18 protein-coding genes are annotated in these 24,762 nt (G+C 51.6%); 4 read left to right on the top strand and 14 right to left on the bottom strand.

Features of this window, described 5'->3' with window-relative positions:
- Positions 1–232: 232 nt before the first annotated feature.
- The 4 genes from ACVBEJ_RS01335 to ACVBEJ_RS01350 form a co-directional block, all read right to left on the bottom strand.
- Positions 233–2,326, bottom strand: coding sequence for a CapA family protein (locus ACVBEJ_RS01335; RefSeq protein WP_447127784.1), 2,094 nt, complete (start codon positions 2,324–2,326; stop codon positions 233–235).
- Complete coding sequence (locus tag ACVBEJ_RS01340; RefSeq protein WP_447127785.1) at positions 2,316–3,878, bottom strand: N-acyl-D-amino-acid deacylase family protein; 1,563 nt, start codon at positions 3,876–3,878, stop codon at positions 2,316–2,318. The genes ACVBEJ_RS01335 and ACVBEJ_RS01340 overlap by 11 nt, the downstream gene beginning before the upstream one ends.
- 216 nt (positions 3,879–4,094) lie before the next feature.
- Positions 4,095–5,855 carry a gamma-glutamyltransferase gene (gene ggt / locus ACVBEJ_RS01345; RefSeq protein ID WP_447127786.1) on the bottom strand — a complete coding sequence of 587 codons (1,761 nt, stop codon included), beginning with the start codon at positions 5,853–5,855 and terminating at the stop codon, positions 4,095–4,097.
- A gap of 189 nt (positions 5,856–6,044) precedes the next feature.
- Positions 6,045–7,364, bottom strand: coding sequence for a hypothetical protein (locus ACVBEJ_RS01350; protein ID WP_447127787.1), 1,320 nt, complete (start codon positions 7,362–7,364; stop codon positions 6,045–6,047).
- Between the two features lie 266 nt (positions 7,365–7,630).
- On the opposite strand from ACVBEJ_RS01350, the gene ggt (ACVBEJ_RS01355) reads away from it, so the two are divergent.
- Positions 7,631–9,421: a gamma-glutamyltransferase gene (gene ggt / locus ACVBEJ_RS01355; RefSeq protein WP_447127788.1), complete on the top strand. Its 1,791-nt coding sequence runs from the start codon at positions 7,631–7,633 to the stop codon at positions 9,419–9,421.
- Positions 9,422–9,434: 13 nt separating this feature from the next.
- Here ggt (ACVBEJ_RS01355) and ACVBEJ_RS01360 read toward each other — a convergent pair whose 3' ends face one another.
- The 5 genes from ACVBEJ_RS01360 to ACVBEJ_RS01380 all read right to left on the bottom strand — a co-directional run bounded on the left by ACVBEJ_RS01360 (position 9,435) and on the right by ACVBEJ_RS01380 (position 15,007).
- Positions 9,435–9,683 carry a PIN domain-containing protein gene (locus ACVBEJ_RS01360; RefSeq protein WP_447127789.1) on the bottom strand — a complete coding sequence of 83 codons (249 nt, stop codon included), beginning with the start codon at positions 9,681–9,683 and terminating at the stop codon, positions 9,435–9,437.
- A gap of 151 nt (positions 9,684–9,834) precedes the next feature.
- Positions 9,835–10,071 (bottom strand): AbrB/MazE/SpoVT family DNA-binding domain-containing protein, encoded by a 237-nt coding sequence (locus ACVBEJ_RS01365; RefSeq protein ID WP_447127790.1) that lies wholly within the window; start codon positions 10,069–10,071, stop codon positions 9,835–9,837.
- A gap of 98 nt (positions 10,072–10,169) precedes the next feature.
- A complete protein-coding gene (locus ACVBEJ_RS01370) occupies positions 10,170–13,139 on the bottom strand; it encodes a TonB-dependent receptor domain-containing protein (RefSeq protein ID WP_447127791.1) in 2,970 nt (989 codons plus the stop codon).
- An 815-nt stretch (positions 13,140–13,954) separates the two neighbouring features.
- Entirely contained in the window at positions 13,955–14,482 is a 528-nt protein-coding gene (locus tag ACVBEJ_RS01375) for a helix-turn-helix transcriptional regulator (protein WP_447127792.1), read from the bottom strand.
- A gap of 3 nt (positions 14,483–14,485) precedes the next feature.
- The gene (locus ACVBEJ_RS01380) at positions 14,486–15,007 is read right to left on the bottom strand and encodes a hypothetical protein (RefSeq protein WP_447127793.1); all 522 of its coding nucleotides are present in this window, start codon (positions 15,005–15,007) and stop codon (positions 14,486–14,488) included.
- 161 nt (positions 15,008–15,168) lie between these two features.
- Between ACVBEJ_RS01380 and ACVBEJ_RS01385 the strand changes: the two genes are divergently transcribed.
- The 3 genes from ACVBEJ_RS01385 (at position 15,169) to ACVBEJ_RS01395 (ending at position 16,924) form a co-directional block, all read left to right on the top strand.
- Positions 15,169–16,098, top strand: a complete 930-nt coding sequence (locus ACVBEJ_RS01385) for a LysR family transcriptional regulator (protein ID WP_447127794.1) — start codon at positions 15,169–15,171, stop codon at positions 16,096–16,098.
- Positions 16,099–16,178: 80 nt separating this feature from the next.
- Positions 16,179–16,442, top strand: a complete 264-nt coding sequence (locus ACVBEJ_RS01390; RefSeq protein WP_447127795.1) for a type II toxin-antitoxin system TacA family antitoxin — start codon at positions 16,179–16,181, stop codon at positions 16,440–16,442.
- Positions 16,433–16,924 carry a GNAT family N-acetyltransferase gene (locus ACVBEJ_RS01395; RefSeq protein WP_447127796.1) on the top strand — a complete coding sequence of 164 codons (492 nt, stop codon included), beginning with the start codon at positions 16,433–16,435 and terminating at the stop codon, positions 16,922–16,924. Before ACVBEJ_RS01390 ends, ACVBEJ_RS01395 begins: the two co-directional genes overlap by 10 nt.
- 335 nt (positions 16,925–17,259) lie before the next feature.
- Here ACVBEJ_RS01395 and ACVBEJ_RS01400 read toward each other — a convergent pair whose 3' ends face one another.
- The 5 genes from ACVBEJ_RS01400 to cysS form a co-directional block, all read right to left on the bottom strand.
- On the bottom strand, positions 17,260–18,795 hold the full coding sequence (locus ACVBEJ_RS01400; RefSeq protein ID WP_447127797.1) for a TAXI family TRAP transporter solute-binding subunit: 1,536 nt from the start codon (positions 18,793–18,795) through the stop codon (positions 17,260–17,262).
- Positions 18,796–18,824: 29 nt separating this feature from the next.
- Positions 18,825–20,030 (bottom strand): sodium/glutamate symporter, encoded by a 1,206-nt coding sequence (gene gltS, locus ACVBEJ_RS01405; RefSeq protein WP_447127798.1) that lies wholly within the window; start codon positions 20,028–20,030, stop codon positions 18,825–18,827.
- A gap of 551 nt (positions 20,031–20,581) precedes the next feature.
- A complete protein-coding gene (locus ACVBEJ_RS01410; RefSeq protein WP_447127799.1) occupies positions 20,582–21,970 on the bottom strand; it encodes an FGGY family carbohydrate kinase in 1,389 nt (462 codons plus the stop codon).
- A 199-nt stretch (positions 21,971–22,169) separates the two neighbouring features.
- A complete protein-coding gene (locus ACVBEJ_RS01415; protein WP_447127800.1) occupies positions 22,170–23,165 on the bottom strand; it encodes a D-cysteine desulfhydrase family protein in 996 nt (331 codons plus the stop codon).
- Positions 23,166–23,324: 159 nt separating this feature from the next.
- The gene (gene cysS, locus ACVBEJ_RS01420; protein WP_447127801.1) at positions 23,325–24,704 is read right to left on the bottom strand and encodes a cysteine--tRNA ligase; all 1,380 of its coding nucleotides are present in this window, start codon (positions 24,702–24,704) and stop codon (positions 23,325–23,327) included.
- Positions 24,705–24,762: the final 58 nt, after the last annotated feature.

Here is a 24,762-nt window from a genome sequence, read left to right on the forward strand (position 1 = left end):
ATCTAAAAAACCAATGACAGCTAGATAAGGGCGAATTTCAGAGTTTCAAGGGAGGTGGGAGACGGGGTGCCCTTACGTCATCCTGAGCGCAGTGAAGGATCCCGATGTCGGATTAAACATTGAGATCCTTCACTGCGTTCAGGATGACAGGAAAGAGGGTTTTTAGCCCGTAGCCCGGGTGGAACGCAGTGAAACCCGGGGCAGAATTTGATACGGAGTGGTCTCCCGGATTTCACTGCGTTCCACCCGGGCTACGGGTAACGATTTTCAGGCGATCCACATTTGCCGCCACAGAAAGTGCTTTGCATGGGGCTGTTGATTGCCACGCCACCCAGGAAAGGTCATCAAGCCATACCGGGGCAGACAACGCTTGCTTGCTTTGCAGGCGTAGCCGATAACCTTTGTAGGTTTGTTTATCTACTGGCGGCAGATCGAAGCTGAACTTGCTCCAGTCGCCGTTGCCGGTGTTTATGGTGCCCAGGCATTGCATGGGCGCATTATCCAAAGAAACCGCAAAAGATTGCGCTTTAGGCGCGTACTCCAAACAGACTTCCAACACCTGAGACTGCTGGGAATGAATAACACCGGTAAGCGAGTGCTGCCCATCGTCTTTTGCTTCCACCAAACGGTGAAAACCCCGGGTTACCATGTAACTGCGCCCTTTTGCCAATTGCGCAGCCAAGCCATCAAACTCACCCTTTGCAACCCCGCTGCCATCGCTGAAATTCCAGGTATCGGGGTCTGCCGGCAATGCAGGTGTGGAATCAAAATCCCCAGTAACCAGAAGATCGCGACCCAGCTGGCATACTGACCCCTCCTCTACCGCCACCAGCCGTTGCCGCCAGTTTGCAAGAATACTTCCCGACCACTGCCCACTCACAAGAGAGATGGCTTCCGTTTGAGCGTCTGCCAATGGAACCGAACCCGCCGGGCGAATGGTGCTGTGCCCCCCACTGCTGCCCATACTCAACCCCGCCAGGCTGGATTGATGAGCAATACGCCGCAGTACATGCTGCCTGACCGCACCCACCGCCGGGGTGGGCTGATAGTGGTGCACATACAAGGGCACCACTTCGCCGTGTACAAACTGCTCGCCATCCATCCACACATAGAGCATGGCGGAGCGATGGGTTTCCTGAAAATACTGGTCAAACAGAAAGTTGCCCAGGGAATAAGCAATCAGCTTGCCCTTGTAGATTTCAAAGCCCTGCACCACATGGGGGTGATGAATAATCACCAGATCGGCACCGGAATCAATGGCCAGCTTCGCCCGGTTTACGGTTTCCCCTGTGGGTTCGTAGCTGTATTCGTTGCTGCCGTGGTACTGCACCACCACCGGATTGCCGGTGGCCGCTTCCCGCTTTACGGTGGCCTCAATATTGGCTTCGCTGCCCCAGGCGGCGCCACCTTTGCCGGCCTCTGCCACCTGGTTGGGGCTGAAATTACCCTGCCAGCCCACATAACCCAGCATCTGAAAACGATTGTCGCCGTGCACCATCTGATGAGCTTTAAGCGCCTCCGCTTCATTGAGGCCACCACCGGAATACGGCATCTGGTACTGATCCAGATATTTTTGCGTCAGCACAACGCCTTCATCGCCAAAATCGTAAACGTGGTTGTTACCCAGGGTAACGTAATCCACTCCCGCTTGCTTCAGAGCATCTACCAGGGGCGGGCGCGCGTAGAAGGTCACGCTTTTTGGGGTTTCCAGTTGCGGCTTTTGTTCGGCAACAACAATTTCCAGATTGACCGATGCAATGTCCGCATCCAGCAAATACGGTTTGATCTTTTCCAGCAGATTGTGAGTATCTGCCGTTTCGCTTTCCGGGCGAATTAATGGTTGGTCACCAGTGAGCGGTTTGTAGTAGCGCCGTCCGGCCATTACATCACCGCCAAAGGCAAACAGAGTGCGGCCGGGTTTGCGAGCTACCAAAGTGACGGGGGGCAGAACCAGAGAAAAAGAGTTGCCATCGCCCTGCAGCAGCTCATTGCGAGAGAACGTGTGAGTGATGGGATAGAACCTGGGCGCTTCAAAACGCAATTGATACATCGGGTTACTGTCTACTGACACCTGAAACTGGCCGTTTTCAATGGTCGCCAGGGATACGCCGTTTACGCTCAGTGCGCCAAAGGTCAGAGGCTTGCCCAATTCATCCGTAACCGTGCCGGACAGGGAAATGGTTGGCGCTGTTGCCGTTTTATCTGGGTCTTTAACAACAACGGTAACAACGACAAAACCAACCAGTAACAATATCGCCAGCATGGAACCGGCAACCCGGCCACGGTGCCGATAAAAATCGCACACGGCTGCCCTATCAGTCTGCACGGCGCAACGCCCTGCCCGCCAGGGCACCGATGTAGTTGCCGTCATCGATGACCAACTCACCATTTACCAGAGCATACAACACGCCTTTGGAGAGCTTGTTCCAGTTTTTAAAATCTGCCACTGGCTGATAGTTATCCGGGTCGATAATCACAATATCGGCGAAATAGCCTTCTTTCAGGTAACCTCTGTCGGCAATTTTAAACGTGTCTGCCACCATGCCTGAGCTGCGATAAATAAAATCCTGCTCGCTGATAATGGCTTTGCTTTTCACGTAGTTTTGGTATTTTCTCGGGTAGCTGGCGTACTTGCGTGGGTGGCCATCGTTGCCATCCGAGCTGCTCATTACCCAGGGCTTGACCATAAAGTTGGCGATATCGTCTTCATGCATATTGAAAGATGCCACCCGGGTTGAACCGGCAACAATCACATCAATGGCTGTGGAAACCGGGTCATTGCCCCGCTCATCAGACAGTTCCTGCAAGGTTTTCCCAAGGATGGTTTTGTCGTCTGATTTCACAAAAAGTAAAGAAGACGCACCGCCGCGACGACGAAGATTTTCAGTCATCGCCGTTCTGATTTCCGGCAACAGTTCCGGGTCTTGCAAGCGCTTGCGGTACTCTTCAAAGCCCCCTTCCAGATACTCTGGCGGCACCAAAGCCCGACGTATTCTGACGCCGGAAGCGGTCCAAGGGTATTGGTCTGCAGTAACCTTTAGTCCTTCTTTTTGAGCCTCTTCAATCAGGCGAACCATCTCACCACTTTTGCCCCAGACATCCACGCCCAGGCACTTGATATGAGCCACGTTAAGTGGAATATCAGCGCGCCGGGATATTTCCAATGCTTCTTTTAGGGCTTCAATAACGCCTATGGTATAGCTGCTTTCATCGCGAATATGAGTTTCGTAAACACCGCCATAAGACGATGCTACTTTGGCCAGAGCCACCACTTCTTCCGTATCTGCATAAGTATCCGGCACATAGGAAAGACCGGTTGAAAAGCCCAGTGCACCACCCTCCATAGACTCGGCAACCAGAGCCTTCATCTGTTCCAGTTCTTCAGAGGTAGGCTTTCTGTTTTCCGTTTTCATTACCTGAGTGCGGACTTTTCCCAAGCCAACAAAAAACGCCACATTAGTACCTATGTCGCGTTTGTTCAAAGAGTCGATCAGGTCACCGGTGCGGATATAGCCAAAACCATCGTTGCCGTAAAAAACCGTTGTGACCCCCTGCATCAGGTAGGCAAGATTTGCCGCGCGGGACTTGTCCCGCAAATCGGTAAATTCCTCGATGGTATGGGTATGGGGGTCAACCAATCCAGGGGAAACCACTTTACCCGCCGCATCAATAGTACGAACCGCGTTGATCTCGCGAGTGCTGGCATCGCCCACAAACACGATGCGATCCCCTTTTACACCAACTGCCACCTTACTGGCCGGTTGGTTTTTACCGGCGTATACCTTGCCATTGATAATCAGGGTATCGAGGTTGAGTGCGTCACCCTGGTTATCACTTTTACAGGCAGATAAAAGTAGAAAACAACCGAGTAATGCCAATACTGCTTTTGAGAAAATTGGATTTCTTCGGTCCAATGGCTGGCGACGAAACCCGAAGAAATCGTCATCGCGAGCGAAGCGCGGCGGCATCCATCCAATAACTTCCGTATTTCCAGACCTTCTGCCATTCTGATCGAGATTGCCGCGTCGCTTCGCTCCTCGCAATGACGGAGAGGCGCGAAAATAGTGCATTTTTAGAAGTGCCCATATTTTCATTTATTGCACCGCTACCGTACCCGCATCCGGGCGGCGGGGGTCAGAGGCGCCATAAAAGCGGCCATCTTTCCACATAATGGTTTGCACGCTACCCATGGTCTGACCTTTTTTGACCTTCTGGCCTTTTTGTTTCAGCAGCTTGATGGTATCCGGGCTGTAACCTGGCTCCAGCTCCAACTGATCCGGCAGCCACTGGTGGTGAATGCGCGGGGCGTGAATGGCCTCTGCCATATTCATATTGTGGTCCATCACATTCACCAGTACCTGCAACACGGTACTGATAATACGGCTGCCACCGGGACTGCCGGTAACCACAAAGGGCTTGCCGTCTTTGAGGATCATGCTTGGCGTCATGGAACTCAGCGGACGCTTGGTGGGCTGGATGGAATTGGCCTCGCCACCCACCAAACCAAAGGCATTGGGCACACCGGGCTTGGAGGAGAAGTCGTCCATTTCGTTATTCATCAAAATACCGGTACCGGGAATAACAATGCCGGAACCGTAGGAAAAGTTCAGGGTATAGGTGTTTGATACCGCATTGCCGTACTTGTCCATCACCGAAAAGTGGGTGGTGTCCGGGCTTTCGTAAGGAGCCGGGTTCCCTGGCTTGATTTCGTCCGATGACAGGGCCTTGTCCAAAGACAGTTTAGCCGCCAGCTGTTTGCCGTAGGCCTTGCTGGTCAGCCCTTTAATGGGCACCGGGTAATGATCCGGGTCGCCCAGGTGTTCGCTGCGGTCCGCGTAGGCCAGTTTCATCACTTCTGCCAGCAAGTGAGTTGCATCCGCACTGCCCGCACCCATGTCGCCAATGGAAAAGTGCTCCAGAATATTGAGCATTTGCATCACATGCACACCACCGGAACTGGTAGGGGGCATGGAAATTACTTCATAGCCGCGATAGTCGGTAGAGACGACATCCCGTTCTGCCACTTTAAAATTGGCCAGGTCTTCCATGGTAATCAAGCCGCCATTGGCTTTCATATCGGCAGCAATTTTTTCGGCTACTTTGCCTTTGTAAAATTCTTCCGGGCCGTACTTTGCCAGGCGCTTGAGGGTCCAGGCCAACTCTGGTTGACGCAGAATTTCACCGGGCTCGTAGGGCACGCCGCCCTTCTTGTAATAGGCTTTTGCGGTGGCAGCATTACTGGTGAGCCAGACTTGGCGTTTTTTCAGGTTCTCTGCCAGGTCGTAGGAAACCACAATGCCTTTTTGCGCCAACCTGATAGAGGGCTTGACCACGTCTTTCCACTTCATGGTGCCGTATTTTTCCAGCGCCAGAGCAAGGCCAGCGACGGTGCCGGGAACGCCGGAAGACAAATGACTGAACTGGGCTTTGCGATTGTCAACATTGCCGTCGGCATCCAGGAACATGTCCCGGTGGGCAGCAGCGGGTGCCATTTCCCGATAATCCAGGGCGATATTTTTATTTTCTTCCGCCAGGTGAATCACCATAAAGCCACCACCACCGAGATTACCGGCGCGGGGCAAAGTAACCGCCAGAGCAATGCCGGTGGCGACAGCCGCGTCGATGGCGTTGCCACCTTTGCGCAGTATCTCAGCCCCAACTTCACTGGCGATCATGCGCTGGCTGGACACCATACCGCCAGTGCCAATAACCGGGTGGTGAATGGTGTCGTAGCGAATAATGGCGGCACTGTTATCTACGTGGCTGCCGGCGCTATTGGCCAGGGGGGAAACCCCAAGCAGTAATACCAATAGCGGGGAAAGAAATCCTGTCAGGGTTTTAGAAAACTTACTCATTGCTACCATCCTGTTTTGATATTTTTATAAGAACCCAGCCCGTCATTGCGATGAGTGAAACGACAAAGCAATCTCCCAAAACTGGTTGCCAAATTGAAAAGATTGCCGCGGTCGCTGCGCGACCTCGCAATGACAGCAATTAATATGTTCCGTCATCCTGAGCGCAGCGAAGGATGACAGAAAAACTCACTAACCAATAATCGCCATCATTTCTTCCACCGTCTGCTGGCGGCGGTACTGAACGAACTCTACCTGACCATCATTGATGGTATAGCCATAAACCGCCGCAGTAGGCAAAGAGTTGTAGTAAAACGGATTGGAGAAGTAATAGGCGCCGGTATCGTGCAACATGATGCAATCACCGCTCTCCAGTTTTGGCATTTTTCGCTGGTGGGCCACGACATCGCCGGCAAAACAGCAAGGGCCGGCAATATCCTGCTCAACACAGTCATCATTTTTAAACTCCCCTTCCGGCGTGTAGGCCGACAGGCGCAAAGGCCAGGATTCCGGCATAAAAGTGGTGCGAGCAGCAATTTGCGAACCGGCATGGGTGGTGGCGATATGACGGCCACCACTGTTTTTGGCGTACTCCACCCGCGCTAGAATACAACCGTTCTTGGCCATGGTAGAACGGCCAAACTCGGTTTTAATACGAAACTCGCCGGTAAACAGATCGGGGACATTTTCCTTCAGGAAATCTGCGTATTGCTGGAAGGTTGGAGTAACCTTGTCGCTGTAAAAATTAACCCGCAAACCACCACCGATATCGATGGATTCAATACGCTGCTCACCAGCCCGCTCGTTCACTTCTTTGGCAAGCGCCACTACCTTGTTAAGACCCTGGGCAATCAAATCAAACGGGCAGCCCTGAGAACCCACATGAGTGTGTACAGTTTTCATCCACGGGTGTGCCAGGTAATCCTTAATAATACGCTCACGATTGCCGTCGTCTTCCAGCGGCACGCCAAATTTGGAGTGGGCACCGGCGGTACTCATGGCCTTGATTTTACCGCTGCCCACCTGGGGGTTGATGCGATAGCCAACCTCGCCGGAATAATCAGCATGCTCCGCCATAATGGTGCGCACCCGCTCCATTTCCTCGAAATTATCGATGTGCAGTGTGGCACCGAGGGAAATCACTTCGCGAATCACGTATTCGGTTTTTGCCGGCTCATCAAACACAATGTCTTTGCCGGTAAACCCTGCTTTCAGGGCTTGCTGCAATTCGCCGGGGCTGGCAGTTTCCGCCAGGATGCCACACTCGCGCAACAGGCTTAACACCGATGTCATACCGTTGGCCTTGACCGCAAAGTGATGACTAAAATGGCTGGGAAAGGCGGCTTTCAGGTCGGCGGCTGTTTTTCGCACGCCCTCAATATTGATAAAACCCACCAGTGGTTTTTCAGGCTGTAGATAGCCGTTGGCAATGGCGGCTTTTGCCAGTTGCTCGTATTCCACATTATTGTTAATTGCCGAACCGTATTCAGTTTCAAATTCGTGGTCGTTCATAAAAATCCCCCTGTGTACCCATCGCCTGCAATGACCAATATTATTCAGCCATCATCATAAAATAAAAAAGGAGGAGGCGTACTCCCCCAAGCCTCGGATGGAAGCTAAACTATTCAAATGTATCTTAGTTGTTGGGAGAGGTTTTTCTATTATTACTGTTTTGAGTGGATATGCCTTTTGGCTATAAGCGATTTTCTGTACAGTTTATTGCTCCTCAAACAGCAATCGCTATAGACTGCCATTTCACATCGATCAGCGGAGGGAAAATGATTCAAAAAAAATCACTAAACCACCTGAGCCCTACGGCAATCGCCAAACTCACACTCTTGCTGATTTTCAGCTTTTTCCTGTCTGCTTGTTCTACTTCTATCGGCGCTGAAAAGCCGACAAAAGAAAAACCGGGTAACAGCAGCCAATTTTTAATTCGCTACAACAGCATCAACCACCCAGTAGTTTCAAACAAGGGCATGGTGGTGAGCCAGAACACACTGGCGTCGCAAGTGGGAGCCAGCATACTTGAACAAGGTGGAAATGCGGTAGATGCTGCCGTGGCAACAGGTTTTGCCCTGGCGGTTACCCTGCCCCGAGCCGGCAATATCGGCGGTAGCGGTTTTATGCTGGTGCACCTGGCCCAAGAAAACAAAACCCTGGCCATTGAATATTACGGTCAGGCACCGGCCAATATCACTCCCGAATTATTGGCTGCCGCCGACGGCACCTTAGACAAAAACAAACGCCACAGTCATCTGGGTGTCGGCATACCTGGCACAGTCGCAGGCTTTTATCACGCCCACAAGAACTACGGCAAATTGCCCTGGGCAACATTGCTTAAACCAGCTATCGCCCTCGCAGAAAACGGCATTATGGTAACTCCCGACCTCTCCTATGCGCTGACGGTAATGCGGGATAAGTTGGTTAAGGATCATGCCCTTGCGAGTATTTTTTACAAAACAGACAACTCCCCGCCACAAGCAGGTGAAACCCTGCAACAAACCGACCTCGCCTGGTCGCTTAAAAAAATTGCACAAGGCGGTGCGTATGCTTTTTATAAAGGCGATATCGCGAAAAAAATTGTTGCCGATATGGAAGCCAGCGGCGGTGTTATCACCATGGAAGATCTGGCCAATTATCGGGTTAATGAGCGGGAGCCCATTTGGGGTAGCTATCGGGGCTACCAGATGGCTTATATGCCTCCCCCATCAAACGGCATTGGCTTTAAGCAAATGATGAATATTCTGGAGAATTTTCCCATTGCTGAATACGGGCCCAACAGTGCCGACAGTATTCATCTGTTGGCAGAAGCACAAAAGCTGGTATCTGTGGATCGCACAAAATACATGGGTGGATATCCACACCACCGAGTTCCGGAAGCGGGCCTGGGCAGCAAGGCCTACGCCAAACAGCAGGCAGATAGTATCGATATAAATCGCGCGCGCCCGATTACAGATATATTGCCCGGAGACCCACTGCGCCACGAAAGCCGCGACACAACGCACTACTCAGTGGTAGATAAAGACGGCAATGCGGTCAGCAACACCTACACCATCAGCTCATCCTTTGGCGCCTATGTGGTAGCCAAAGACACCGGCATTATTCTCAACGACCACCTGGCAAACTTTGGCTTGAAAGTAGATAACAGCAAAGCGCGCAACAGCAAGGCCAGCCTGGCCAATGTACTGCGCCCCGGCAAACGGGTCATTTCCGGTATCGCCCCGGTTATTGTGCTAAAAGATGGCAAACCATTGATTGTCAGCGGCTCACCCGGTGGCGCGCGCATTATGCCAGTGGTAGCGCAGGTGTTGATGAACGTTATCGACCACGGCATGAATATCGCCGATGCCACCCAGCAGCCACGCATCTACCAAGGCATATCAGAAAATCTTGAGCTGGAAAAAGGCCACCCGGCGGATGTGGTTAAAGAGCTGGAAAAGCGCGGCCATAAAATCAAGATTGGGGCGACTATGGGTAGCACACAATCTATCCACCTGGATGGTGACAAACAGTTGGGAGCTGCGGATAGCCGACGCCCGGATGCGGCGTCAGTTGGGGTGAAATAAATCAGGACAACAGCTATTTCAACAATTCAAAAGATGGCTGCTTAGATGCTTTTTTATCAAAGGTAACAGTTGACTGGCAGCCATTTGATTCATTAACCCTGGCTAAGAGATGGTCGGGAAAATCTGCATTGGATTTTCTGTAATCATCCAGGGCGCGCCATACAGTTTCCGGCGCAGACACTTCTAGCTGACCCACTTGCAATAACTGTTCGATAATAGTTGCTATATTCTCCCTGGATTGCTGGTAATTGCGTTCCAGCACCCATGCCAGCTCACATAAAACAATCTAGCCAATGTGACAGGGAGACTCATCGGCACACTGAATTTCAATAAACCGGGATGCCAATGCTGCCTGCTTTTTTTGTCATCCTGAACCAGGTATCGCACTAATACATTGGTATCCAGCCCTTTCATTACCGCCCTCCTCTGGCTTTTACTGTAGCCTTCATATCTTCCAAACTGACCGGCTTTTTGGGTTTATCTACAATCCCCTTTAAGGTTGTCACATCATTTGTCATAGGGACAAAGCTGACTACACCCTGATCATCGACAAGAAAATTTACCTTGTCCCCGGACTCCAGGCCCAACATCATCCTGATGTCTTTGGGGATGGTTATCCGGCCTTTACTGGTAATTGTTGCTGCCGACATTATAGAGCTCCATGTTCAAGCAAAGGACAATAACGTTGACAAAAAAGCCCCGGCGAACCGGGGCTTTTAGAGGTTTCGGATTGAGAAATTTAATTCAATTAATCAAATTCCTTCACCAAAGACACGTAGAAGTAACGGCCTTTACTGGTGTGCAGCTCGCGGATATAACCGGTCACTTCATCAGCCAGAGGTGGCTCTTCATCAAACATGTTATTGATGCCAACTTTCAAGGTGCTCTGGTTCAAGAAACCATCATTTTCAAAGCGGTAGTTTACTGAGCCATTAACTTCAACATAGTCATCAACAACATAAGCTACAGAAACACCATCGATAGTAGCTCTCAAATCTGGGTCTTCTACTCGACCGATATAACGGGCAAACAGAGAGGCCCCCCATTGATTGTTGTTCCACTGTACGGAAGCAGCACCGCGACTATAGGGGTTTTCTTCATCTCGAATCAGCGACCCGGCATTATTGGTAGAAATACCGGCATCGGCAAGCCCCTGGGTTTCAGAACCACCAACCTGAGTAAACTCACTGACGAAAGACCAGTCCGTTTTCAGGCGGAAAAGGCCAGCATCAGTATCAAAGTCTTGAGTCAAGCTAACATCAAAACCTTTGATATTACGAGTATTCAGGTTTACAAAGCCACTGAATGTGCTGACAGCCAATCCTGTAACAGGGTCACGTGTTACATTTGGATTGAAGGAGTTCTGTGATCTAAGAACCGCATCAATATCCAGTTGTGATTGAGTAGTAATGGCACCAACAATACCTGTTTGCTCAATTCTCCAGAAGTCTGTGGTAAAGGTCATTCCCTCCCAAGGGCGCAACACAAAACCCCAAGTGGTTGACTCACTGTCTTCCGGTTTCAGGTTTGGGTTACCGCCGCGGGTATCAGTAACGTTTACTTCAATGGTACAGTTTGCAAAATCGCTGACAGAATTAATGATGTTTTGATCAAGACAGGCTTGAATATCCCGCAGGTTCTCTGCTTCCCGAACAATAGCTGTTTGGTTTGTTGTCTCCAAATTTGGCGCACGGAAACCTTCGGTGTAAGCGCCACGGAACATCAACCAGTCATTGACTTCCCAGCTTAAACCCAATTTGGGAACCAGAACTTCATCCTGAATATCAGAGAAGCTCTCATAGCGGGCTGCCAACTGGAAATCCAATGCCTGAACCAATGGAATTTCATCGTCAACACTGATCAATGAACCCTGCAACTCACCATAGGCAGAAAACACCTGGCGGCTACCTTCATAGTCCGGTGTCGGGTTGGTATTCGCCACATCACTATCAGACGCGACGCCAACGCCATTTATAATTGGGTTACTACCATCGATCAGAGCATCACGATCATCACTAACTTCTTCTCTACGCCACTCAAAGCCAAAGGCTGCACCGACTGGCTGCTCACGCAGAGTGAATAATTCAGGGTTGGACAGCTTATAGTCAAACAATGCAAGTGTCGCGGTACTATCGCGAGTTGCATCTACTCGTAAAGCGTCAGCCACATTGGTATTAAGAGTAGTATCAGCAGTCTGCGGATTGTTCAGATCTCCACCATTGAACGGGTTATAAGCGGTAGCGGGATCAGCGCTATTAAGAGCAGCCTGAAGCGCCGATGTACGGGTGCGGTTGCCCTCTACATCCACAGTATTTGCTTCAGAGTACAAACCGGCAAACTCCCAGCTCCAGTCATCAAATTCGCCCCTGAATCCACCCAAAACTCGATAGATGTCAGAATCTACATCGATGGTACGACCGCCTACTTCAAATACCCTGTAGTTCTCACTTGTACTGCGTATTCCGGTCAGAGGAACTTCATTTACATCCAACCCAGCCAGCCTGCCAGCACCTGAACCAAATGGGTTGAAGGGGTTGTTTTCACCAACTGCGATTGTGCCTGATGCCAAAATCCCTGAACCACCCCGTGTGGCAGACGAGCTTGCATCGTAATAGTTTAACTCACCAAAAAACTCTGCACCGGACTCCAACTCATGAGTGACCGAAGCAAAGATATTAAAGCGCTCAGATTCAGGAGTAAGGGTTCCAAAAGACCCTTCATCAAAACGCAGTGAGGTTGGTAGGCTTCCTTCACCCAAACAAACACCATTGCCCAATTGAGCAAGATCATTGGCTGAACCATCACAAGGGCGCGTATGGAAACGGTTGGCAGACACATCACCAACAGTCACACTTATTCTGTCACCATTTGCGTCGCGAGGGTCAAATTGCAACCAAGGCGAATCACTGGAGTTGTTATTAAAGCGAGAGCTGGCATTAAAAGGTTCTGGAGCAATAGGCCGGCGATCATTAGAGGCCGTGTAGATACGCTCACTTCGCAAGGATGCACTTCGATCGTAAATACTACCAGCAATAGTCAGATTGGTAGCACCTTCATTGAAGGTAGTGCCCCATTTAAAATCGAAAGATGTTTCATCCAGCGAAGTACCATCTGACTGACCATAGCGAAGGCCAATTTTCAGACCTTCATAGTCTCCATCAATAACATGATTCAGTACACCAGCAGTGGCATCAGCACCGTAAATTGGGCCGGCACCATCGCGCAGCACTTCAATGCGCTCAATCGCAGAACCGGGAATCGCATTGATATTTACAATCTGTACCGGAATGGAGTTTTCAGACTGAGTGGTGGGGTGAAGTACCATACGGCGACCGTTGAGCAGTGCCAGAGTGTTACCAGACCCCAAACCACGCAGGTTCACACTGGATACATCACCACGTGCACTGTTGGGGCCCGCAGACTCACCAGTAAAGTTCTGTGCACCCGACTGAGGAAGTGCGGCAATCAGCTCATCGGTAGTGACACTACCAATAGAATCCAAATCTGCCTTACCTAGAGAAGTTACTGGCAATGTGCCAGTGGTTTTGGCGCCGCGAATATGCGAACCAACCGCAACAATTTCTTCATCAACTACCACATCGTCATCACCCTCCTCCGCAAACGCCATGGACAACGGCGCCATTACCAGCAGAGAGCAGCAGGATGTCAGCCCGGTTGCAAACAGCGAACTGAGTTTTGACTTTTTGGATATAGCCATCTTTTATTACCCCTCGTTTACTTCTTGATACTTGAAAGATCGGTTTAAACCATCATTAGCAGACGTTTTTAAATACGCCGACAATAAATTTAGACAGAAACCGTTGGCTTTACCACTAACACTCGTTAGCTGCCTATAACCAATAGTAATAGATGGGATATTTTGAATGTTTGCGAGGAAGCGGGAATCTTCCCCATTGGGGGTAATTTATTGATTGACTAAATTTTTGCAGTGCATAACCTCAGGTTATGAAAAATTATTAAACCGGCAACCTTATAGGTTGCGTTTAATAATGTTCTGAAAAACACCTACTGCGCCCCGCTTCCCTGCCCTATGTGCAAGGCTGGATCCTGGTTTTTATATAGCCGAGAGTCATTTAACTCAAAAGAATCGTCATTTTCACGAAGCTAGGCGTCCATGGGTGTAGAGGTGCCGAATTAGATGGGTTCCCCCCTGTGCGCATTGCTGTCCAAGCTGGCAGTGAGCCCATGGAGGTTGCTGCGGCCTCGCAATGACAGAAAGGGTGGTGATATTTCCTGTCATTGCGAGCGTAGCGCGGCAATCTCCATTTTGTTATCACCGTATCCCCAAAGTCCTCTGCCGATTCGGTCGAGATTGCCGCGTCGCTTCGCTCCTCGCAATGACGGAGGTCGGGAAATACCGTCATCGCGAGCGAAGCGCGGCGATCCAGCGACTTTGCTTTTGAACAGGAGGGAAAAGACACTGGATTGCCGCGCTGTGCTCGCAATGACAGCTTGGGTGGTTATCACAGATACCAGCACGCCATTCGTGCACACACATGGGAAGCAGGCTATTTACGAAACCAGTTTATAAATATTCTTTTTTATTTCAGCATCAATATCTTGTGCTTCTTTGGCTACATTGAATTGCATGTTGGTCTTCGCCACGTCCAACAGTGTACTGTCAAACTGGTATTTTTTGTCATCTCGCAACCAGATGAGCACCTTCGATAACCGCCACAATACGGACTTTCCTTCATAGATGGGGGCAGGAAAGCCTGACTTACTATCAAGCATTAACTTACGCATATATTGGCGGCTGCATTGGGCAATGTTTGCTATATCTGTCAACCCCACCAAGTCCGGAGCAGCCTCGACAAGCTGGCACCCCGGGATTGCCCTTTTAACGTCAGAAATCGCGCTGGAAACAGCTTTAAGCGCTGAGGATGCCTCACGATCAAAGTTTAAAACTATACGCCCGGTTTTCCCCACACCAATTAACGCATCGTCACACCCTGCTGCACCCAGATGCTCGATATAAGACTTTGGACCAGTTCCATTTTCAGGGAGGCTGAACTTCAGGGTAAACTCAAATGTTTTCATCATCTAACCTCTGGTCACTACCCATTGATTTTCCGGTACATTTATCAACGACACGTTTAATTTGCCTGGCATGATTTGTTGCACTTCTGGGCGTGCTCCAAATACTGGTAATACAAAACTCACCACATCGGCATTCCTTATCGTTATACGGGCAGTAAATTTTACCCCAAGCATGTCCGTGGCGTTCAACACGCCAACCTTTTCTGCGAATACAGGTTCGGGGGGGGTACCCTGAAAAAAACCTACTGAGCCCCGCTTCCCTGCCCCATGTGCAAGGCAATTATTTGTGCGCCTCGTAATATGAACGCAGTACGCTGTTAATGCGCGTTTGGTAGCCTTTGCCCTGACTTTTAAACCACTGCAAAACATCGTCATCAAGGCGCATAAAAACACCTTGCTTGGGTGGAGGGATGCGCAGCTCGACCTTTTCCAAAAGGCTTTATCCAATTCCGGGATATCATTGTAATCAATATTCTCGTCTTTAATTGCATCAATCTCTTGCAAGCGTTTTTTCGATATAGCCATAGTAGTTTTGCCTTTCTTTTCTGTTAGCTTTTCGGGCGGAAATAAGCCGTATTGTCCTGGGAAAGGCTCACCTCCCCCCCTTTAAGGGTAATTCATTGATTGACTAAAGCCTTGAAAGGTATAACTATAGGCTATACACAATAACAAAGATTTTCTGAAACATGCGCTTACGACATATTGAAGTTTTTCACGCTGTATACAACACCGGCTCCATTTCCGATGCCGCCCGCCTTTTACACGTTTCTCAACCCTCGGTCAGTAAAGTTCTGAGTCACGCTGAGTTGCAGCTGGGCTTTAAATTATTTTTGCGCGTTAAGGGCAAATTGGTGCCTACCTCTGAAGCGCATTCCCTGATTGAGGAAGTGCGCAAAATTTATCAGCAGATCGGCACCATTAAAAAGACCGCCGAAAATTTAAAAGAACACACTCACGGCCATATCCGTGTGGTGTGCATGCCGGCATTGGGACTGAACCTGTTACCACTGGCTATTGAGCGCTTTCACGCCAAATACCCGCAAATTACTTTTGACGTGCAAACCAAACACTACGGTGAGTTGATCGATTCTCTTTACGAGCATGAGAACGACCTGGGCGTGGTATTTACTGACCGCGACCACCCGGGCATTGAGTCACGACAAATTGGCTCCGGGGAGTTGGTGCATGTATCCACTGGCGGAGTGACAACAGCCGATAGCGACAATCGAATCAAATTGTCAGATATTTCCGCCGAGAATTACATTTCCATTTTCGACAGCGGCCCTCTTGGTGACCTTCTGAACGAGCGCTTTACTGAGGACAAACATCCGATACCCGATGCGTTTATTCGCGCACAAACTTACTATATGGCGAAAAGCCTGGTATCGCGGGGGCTGGGTTATTCCATTCTGGATGAATTTACCGCCAATGCCCTGGGCATGGAAAACGTGGTCAGCCACGGCTTTACACCACCGGTAAATTTTGAACTAAAGTGCTTCTACCACGGCAACCACCCTCTGTCGAAAGCGTCGGAAGATTTTCTCGAATACATCAAAACCGCTTTTGAAGATTTACACCGACTCAATCAGGAAACCTTGCATAAAGGGCCAGCGTAAACGGTATAGGAAATCGACTTGCACGGTGATCTTTAGCGCACTAGAATGTGTATCGATTAGATACACAACCGGTGCCCGCCATGGCTAAAACTGCCCCTATCAACATGCGTGCTGAACCTGAACAGCACGCACTGCTTACCAAAGCAGCTGATGTTATGAATAAAGACCGCAGCGTTTTTATTTTAGAGGTTGCCTGCCGGGAAGCAGAAAATGTGCTTCTTGATCAGCGACTCTTTCAACTGGATGACAATGCTTTTGACGCATTTGAACAAGCCCTTGCTGAAACTCCACCCCAAAATACCAAATTGAAAAAACTATTGGCTGATAAATCACAATGGAAGTGATTACTGAACCAGAACCTCTCAACGACAAGCACCTGCCAGGACAATTCGATTGTGGTGTTGATTCACTCAACGATTGGCTGATAAAGCGCGCCTTAAAAAATCAAATCAGTGGAGCCAGTCGTACATTTGTGGCATGCCTGAAAAATCATGTCGTTGGCTACTACGCTCTGGCGAGTGGCAGCGTCGAACGCCTTGAAGCGCCAAAAAACATTGCCAGGAATATGCCAACTGCAATTCCGGTAATGGTTTTGGGGCGCTTGGCTGTAGACAAAACCATGCAAGGCAAGCATCTTGGTGCCGCTCTATTGAGAGACGCCTTACTTCGCACCTTGAGAGTTTCCAAAGAGGTTGGATTACGCGCTGTACTGGTACATGCAATTTCCGATAATGCCAAGTTTTTTTATGAGCAGTACGGATTTAAAGTTTCACCCATAGATTCGATGACACTGATGCTGCCCATAAAATCTATTCAAGGGCCGTGAACCCCCACCGGCGAAAAGCCTTTGAGGGCAGCAATTTGAATAGCCTTGAGGCTGAGCGCAGCATAAAACAATGCAGAGTCTTTTAACTCGCCGGGATATACATAAAGCCACTGGATCGCCGCGCTTCGCTCGCGATGACGAGATTTTTAAATTTGGTTGCCAACCATTTGGCTATAAGCCTTCGCGCGCGAGGTGGTACGAATCCCCTATTGGGGGGCTTTAACGCAGCCCGGGTGTAGCGCAAGCGAAACCCGGGGATTTTAAGATCACTTGCCTACGGGTTGCCCCGGGTTGCGCTGGCGCTTCACCCGGGCTACATATCTGCGAACAAGGATTTACTTGCTCTCCGCATAATATTTTTCCGCCACCGGATGCAGTGGTATCGCCACTCCGGAAAGCGCCTTGTTGCGGTCCAGGCTGGCGCCGCGTTCGCCGAATGCGCTCAGCTCTACTGCGCTGTCAAACAAGCCTTTCAGCACAGCTTCCACTTGTTCATCCGGGGTTTCCATGTCAGCCACTAACACCGCAGTAACGGCCACGGTGTTTACCGGAGTATCAACCCCCGGATACGTGCCTGCCGGAATCTGGTGAGCCACATAACCACTGCGAGTGGACAACAGACCGCTTACCAATTGCTCATCCAGTGACAACACTTTGATATTGTCACCAACGCCGCGCATGTAGTTACTGGGGGCGGCACTGGTTACAAACACCGCATCCAGATTGCCAGCCTGCAATTCCCTGACCGAAATGCTCAGTTCATAAGTGCTGTAATCGCGATAGTCCACATCCGCCAGAGTCAATATTTGCCGGGCATTGCCCTGGGTGCCACTGCCATCGGGACCGATATTGACGCGTTTTTCCGCCAGCTCTGCCACGCTGGAAATGCCGGCGTCTGCGCGCACCAGTATTTGCACCGGCTCCGGATACAGGCTGGCCAGGGCGCGAATGTATTCGCTGCGGTTGCGCTCAAAGGCGCCACTGCCTTGATAAGCGGCAATGGCCAAATCGCTTTGGGTAATGGCAAAGCCAGTGAGTTGCTGGCGCAGCAAACCGAGGTTAGCCAGTGCTCCGGTAGACGGCACCGCGGTCACTTTAACCGCAGACTGCCCCATCGCCTGTTCAATGCCTGCGCCCAGTGCATAGTAATCGCCGCCCCGGGTACCACTGACCAGTGTATTAACACCCTTTTGTTTCAACACCTTCAAGCTGGCTTCAGTAAGTAATGAACGCAGACCGGAACGCAGTGCGCTGCTTTCCACAGTCATGCCCCGCTCATCCAGTTCTGTGGCGACAGTGGAAAGTTCACCGGCAGCGCTTTGCTGCCAGCTGGTTGGCATTTGGTCGCCGCGAGGGTCGATGCTGGCGTCGATTTCCGACACCATTCCCGGTTTGTCAGTGCCGCTTACCTGTGCAGATTCAGCAACAGACACCGGCACAGCCACCCAGCTGTTGTTGTCGTCTGCGTACACGCTTAAACCGTGGGCGCTAATCACATCGCCCCGTTGGTTGCCTTTGTCTACAACGCCTTCAACGCCCTTTTCTGCCGCCCCTAGCACCTGGTGGAAAGTGGCCCGGTTTTGGCCGCTCCAGTCGGAAAAACGGTGGTCTTTTTGCAGCTCAAGATCCGCCTTGTAGTAAATGGCAATGCGGTCGCGGTTGTCATTTTCAGCGGCGGATAACGGCTGGGAACCATAGCGGCGAAATTTGGTGACTGCAAAAAGGCCTTCACCAAAGGTGGCGTTCAGGCGCGCTTGCAGGTCGCTCTGCAGGCTGCTGACTTCCGGGCCGCGAGAACAGCCCGCCAAGACAATAAGAGCGCTGATCAGCGCGGCAACGGTCATTTTTTTCATGGTGTTCTTCCGTCTCATGGTGGCAGCACCTTTTTTTTGTACGAACGCTATAGTACGAACGGGAAAGCCAGGAACAACTGAATCACCAGCGCATTGGTGATGTCGATAAAGAAGGCGCCTACCAGTGGCACTACCAAAAAAGCCTGGGGTGACGGGCCGTGGCGGTTTACCAGTGCTTCCATATTGGCCACCGCAGTTGGGGTTGCACCCATGGCAAAACCGCAGTGGCCGCCCGCCATAATCGCGGCGTCGTAGGTTTTGCCCATAATGCGGAAGGTAATGAAATAAGCGAACATCATTACTGCCAGTACCTGAACGGCAATAATCAATAACATGGGACCCGCCAGGGCGATCAATTCCCACACCCGCAGCGACATCATCGCCATCGCCAAAAAGATAGACAGTGACATGGTGCCCCACAGGTCGATAGCGCCATTGCTGATTTTGTATTTGCCACTCACTTCACACAGGTTGGTGGCAACCACACCAAGCAACAGAGGCATCAGGAAGGAAGGCAACACCCCACCCGCCTCCACCACTATGCCGTGCAGCCAGCCGCCGCCCAACATACAGGCGGCCAGAATCAGCAGGGTTTCCATCATGCGGCGCGGGGTGACAATGTCTTTGTCGTCCACGTCATAGGTCACCATATCGTCTGGTTCCAGGTGCTTGACCGTGGGCTTCAGATTGTATTTTTTCAGCAGGCGCTCGGTCACCGGGCCACCGATCATGCCGCCCAGCACCAGGCCAAAGGTGGCCGCTGCCATGGCGATTTCCAACACCCCCTGCAAGTTGTAATTACTGCCAAACAGCGCTGCGTAAGTGGCGCCGTTGCCGTGGCCGCCAGACAGAGTTACCGAGCCGATCACCAGCCCGTACAACGGGTGCATATCCGCCGAGGTAGCCATCAACACGCCAATGCTGTTCTGAATAATCAGCATCAGCGTGGCCACCCCCAGAAACAACACCACCTTGGGGCCGCCCTTGATCAGCAGTTTGACACTGGCTGCCAAACCCACGGTGGTAAAGAACATCACCATCAGCGGGCTTTTCAGGCTCATGTCAAAGTCGAACTGAATATCCCAGACCGAATAGGCAATAGCCGACAAAATGGAAAATATCAGCCCCCCCACCACCGGTTCGGGAATACTGTTGCGATTCAGAAAAGGAATTTTGTGGCACAGAACATAGCCAATGGCCAGAATAATCAGCGCTATCAGCAGAGTACCCAGAAGGTTAATGGTAATGTCCATAAGCAGATTATCTTTGTTGTGATCGTTGTTTTGTGTGCAGGCGGCTTAACACTACCCTGATGTAATTTCCCGTCATTGCGAGGAGTGAAACGACGCGGCAATCTCCATCTAACTACGGCATTATTTCAAGTCCTCTGCCACTTTGGTCAAGATCGCCGCGCTACGCTCGCGATGACGACAACCCCGCCCCGTCATTGCGAGGCCGCAGGCCGCGGCAATCTCCATCTAACTACGGCATTATTTCAAGTCTTCTGCCACTTTGGTCAAGATCGCCGCGCTACGCTCGCGATGACGACAACCCCGCCCCGTCATTGCGAGGCCGCAGGCCGCGGCAATCTCCATCCAACTACGGCATTATTTCAAGTCCTCTGCCACTTTGGTCAAGATCGCCGCGCTACGCTCGCGATGACGACAACCCCGCCCCGTCATTGCGAGGCCGCAGGCCGCGGCAATCTCCATCCACTGGCTACATCTATCCGGCTGCTTATCCTAACCCAGCGCATTTACAACCGCACTGTTCATTGCTTTAAACTTATAGCTCAAGGTTATATTCACCGCCACCCGTTCAGGGCAGTATGCAGCTCGGCACGCCAGCGCTGGAATCGCTGTTGTACAACGGCATCAAATTGCGGTTCAAAACAACGGCTTTTAACCGGCCACTGCGGGTTACCTGCCAGCAATATGGCCGCGCCCAATGCGGTGGCTTCGGTAACTTCCGGGCGCAATACCGGCTTTTGAAACAGATTGGCAATGGACTGGCAAAACTGTTCCGACTGCGACAATCCCCCGGCGACTGTCAGCTGCTGAATATTGTCGGCCAGGGCACCCGCTTCCAGAAAGCTGCTGTACAGCAGAAATACAATGCTCTCCTGCACCGCTGCCAGTTTTTGCAATGCCGTGCCCTGGCCAATAAATCGAGAGACAAAACCCGCTCGCCAATAGGGTGCCGCCAGGCCGCCTTCGCCGTTCAGAAACAGCACATCATGCTCGGCGGGAATGGCAATAGCGTTTATATCGCAACCAAACTGCCGAGCCATGGCTGCCAGCGCACGCCCGGCACCATTGACTGTACCCTCCACTATGTGCCGTGAGTCTGGCAGTACCGTCTGTAACAAGCGCGCGGGAACAGTTGCAGGCGTGGCGATCGGCATGCCAATAAAGGCACCGGTTCCGGCGTTGATAATAGCGTTATCAGCACGGCCCTGGCCAAGGGCAATAAACGCGGTATTCTGGTCACCGCTCACTATTTTTACCGGGACAGTTTTTTGAGAACCGGCAGAACTGCTCAGCGCCAGGTGCCCGCAACGATTCTGGCACCTGTCAATTTCCGGCAGCAACGCTTCTGGCACCCCAAAATGATTCAGCAACTCACTGTCCCAGCGCTGTTCGGCAATGTTGTACAACAACGTGCGCTGGGCATTGCTGGCGTCCACCAGAAACGGCTTTTCAACCGCCAAGTGGTGCAACAAAAACGTACTGATGGGGCCAATACAAAGCTGCTCCTGTTGCTGCGCTTTGATCACTTCCGGCACATGGCGCAGGCACCAGACCATTTTGCTGGCGCCAAAGTGGGTGTTGGGGAACAGACCGGTGCGTGCGCGTATGTCGTCCGGGCACAGCTGCAACGATTCAAGTATCTGCGCCCCACGGGTATCCTGCCAGCTGATTACCGGTGTCAGGGGGTTGCCATTGTCCCGACGCCAGCACACAAAGCTGGAACGCTGAGTCACCAGGGCGGCGCTTTTTATGGCCTCAATATCTTTGACTTGCGCCAGGCAGTGACGCAGGGATTGGAGTATTTCTGCGGGGTTTTGCTCTACCCACCCGCTCTGGGGGGTGTGGGTGCTGACCGGCTGCTGGTGCAACTCAACAAGCTCACCGCCTTGTGCAAAAACCGCAGCTCGCGAACTTTGGCCACCTTGGTCGAGTACTAGGTACATAAAGCCCTCCAAGCCTGTCACCTTGAGTCCAGCGTGCAGTGCAAAGTTTGAGGTCCTTCGCTGCGCTCAGGATGACGAGGTAAAAATGCTCAGGATGACGTGGTAAAAAGCTCAGGATGACGTGGTAAAGGAGCTCAGAGTGTCACCTGTCTCACCTATCTTACCTGTCACCTGTCACCTGTCACCTGTCACCTGTCACCTAGCCTAACGCCAACTGCTGCCGCTGGGCGAACAAGCCAAACAAGCCTCCGGTGTGCACAAACACAATATCACTACCGGGTGTAAATGTGCCTTTGGCAATTTCACCCAGCAGTCCATGAAACGCTTTGCCGGTATATACCGGGTCCAACAGTATGCCTTCCAGTGCAGCCAGCTTTTTAATGGTGTCGAATACCGGCTGGGTGGCCACGCCGTAACCGGGGCCAACATAATCTGCATTGACCTGAATATTCAGAGTATCCAGCCAATCTGCCTGGGCAAATCCGTAGCGTTGTCGCCAGTCCTGTATATCTTCCCGCACTTTGTTTTCAAAGTAGGCGCGATCGTCAGATACCGCCATACCAATAACAGGAATGTGATGGCCAATAGCGTTGGCCGCACCAACGGTCAGGCCCGCCTGGGTGCCGCCAGAACCAGAGGCGCAGACAATCGCCGCCGGTGTGATACCCGCCTGAGCAATATCGTCAGCCAGCTCCTGAGCACAGCTCACATAGCCCCACAAACCGATGCCATCACTGCCGCCGGTGGGAATCACCCAGGCTTTGTTGCCCTGATTTTGATAGTGGTTTTGCCAGTGAGAAAGGATTTCTGCCAGATTGGGAACGTATTCCCGGGGCGGATAAAAGCTGATATCTGCCCCTGCCAGTTTATCCAGCAACAGGTTGCCTTCTGCTTCTGCGGGATCACCGCGCAGAACCAGGTGTACCTTTAACCCCAGCTGCGCTCCCAACAAGGCCGTAGCGCGACAGTGGTTGGACTGCACACCACCGCAGGTAATCAATGTATCGCAGCCTTCTTGCAGGGCCTGATAAAGAGTAAATTCCAGCTTGCGGACTTTGTTGCCGGTCAATCCGCAGCCGGTCATATCGTCGCGCTTTACCCAGATATTGCAACCTGCCTCAGAGGAAAGGCGCGGCAGGTGTTGCAGGGGAGTGTTGCGCTGGGCGAGGGAGAGTCTTTGAGGGAGTTGAAACATACCTCTACCTTTGAGTAACGCAGCCAAAGCCGCTAGATTGCCGCGTCGCTACGCTCCTCGCAATGACGGGGTAAAGAATAGTTGTCATCCTGAGCGCAGCGAAGGATCTCAGTTGTTGCAAAGCTCCAGGATTCTTCGCTACGCTCAGAATGACACAGCTCAGCCCCGCCGCCACTTGGTGCCTTCCGGACCATCTTCCAGCACAATCCCTGCGCCCTGTAATTCATCGCGAATCTGATCCGCGCGGGCGAAATCGCGGGATTTTTTTGCTTCTATGCGTTCAGCAATCAAGGCTTCAATTTGTTGTTCAGACAAACCTTCATCAGCGCCGCGAGACTGTTTAAACCACTGTTCCGCATCCCCTTGCAGCACACCCAGCATGGCACCGGCGGCCAGCAGACGGCTTTTGCAGGCGGCTTTTTCGGTGTCATTGGCTTTATTTAATTCCCGTGCCATCTGGTGCAATTCGCTAATGGCCAGCGGGGTGTTCAGGTCGTCGTGCAATGCCGCCAAAAACGCGCTGTCGGTCAAATCCGCTTCCCCGGCTTGTACGCCCTGGGCGTCACGCAGTGCACCGTACAGGCTGTCCAGCACTTTCCAGTTACTGTCCAGCATATCCCCATTAAAGTTTACATCGCTGCGATAGTGGGCAGACAGCAGCGCAAAGCGCAGCAGTTCACCGGGGTATTCTGTTAACAGCTCGTTGACCATGCGGAAATTGCCCAGGGATTTGGACATTTTCTCGCCGTCGATATTCACGTAACCGTTGTGCATCCAGTAACGCACAAACTGCTGGCCACCGTGGGCGCACTGGCTTTGGGCAATTTCGTTTTCGTGGTGGGGGAATACCAGATCGCGGCCACCGCCATGAATATCGATGGTGTCGCCCAGGTGCTTTTCAATCATGGCCGAGCATTCCAGGTGCCACCCCGGGCGGCCCCGACCCCAGGGGCTGTCCCAGCCCGGTTCGCTGTCGCTGGATGGCTTCCAGAGCACAAAGTCGCCAGCGTAATTTTTGTACGGCGCCACTTCCACCCGCGCCCCTGCCAGCATATCTTCCAGCGAGCGGTTGGAGAGCTTGCCGTAGTCATCCATGGACTGCACCGCAAACAACACATGACCCTCAGCTTCATAGGCGTTGCCGCTTGCGATCAGCTTTTCGATCATGGCGATCATTTCCGGCAGGTGCTGGGTGGCGTAGGGAATAATATCTGGCTGCAGGTTATTCAGCGCCGCCATATCCTCAAAATACGCCTGGGCGTAGCGAGCCGACAGTTCAGAAATATCCTCACCGTTTTCTGCTGCCGCTTTCATTATTTTGTCGTCAATATCGGTGATATTGCGGGCGTAAGTAACCTCGCCGTACAACGATTTCAACACACGGTAAAGGGTATCGAACACCACCACCGGGCGAGCGTTGCCAATATGCACCCGGTTGTACACCGTGGGACCACAGACGTACATTTTTACCTTGCCTTCTTGCAGAGGTGTGAAGGTTTCTTTTTGGCCGCTGTGGGTGTTGTAGAGTTTTAATGCCATGCTTAAGTCCAACGTTTTGTTGGACGTTGGACGTTGGACGTTGGACGAAAAATCTGGA

The organism is Porticoccus sp. GXU_MW_L64 (assembly GCF_052983295.1).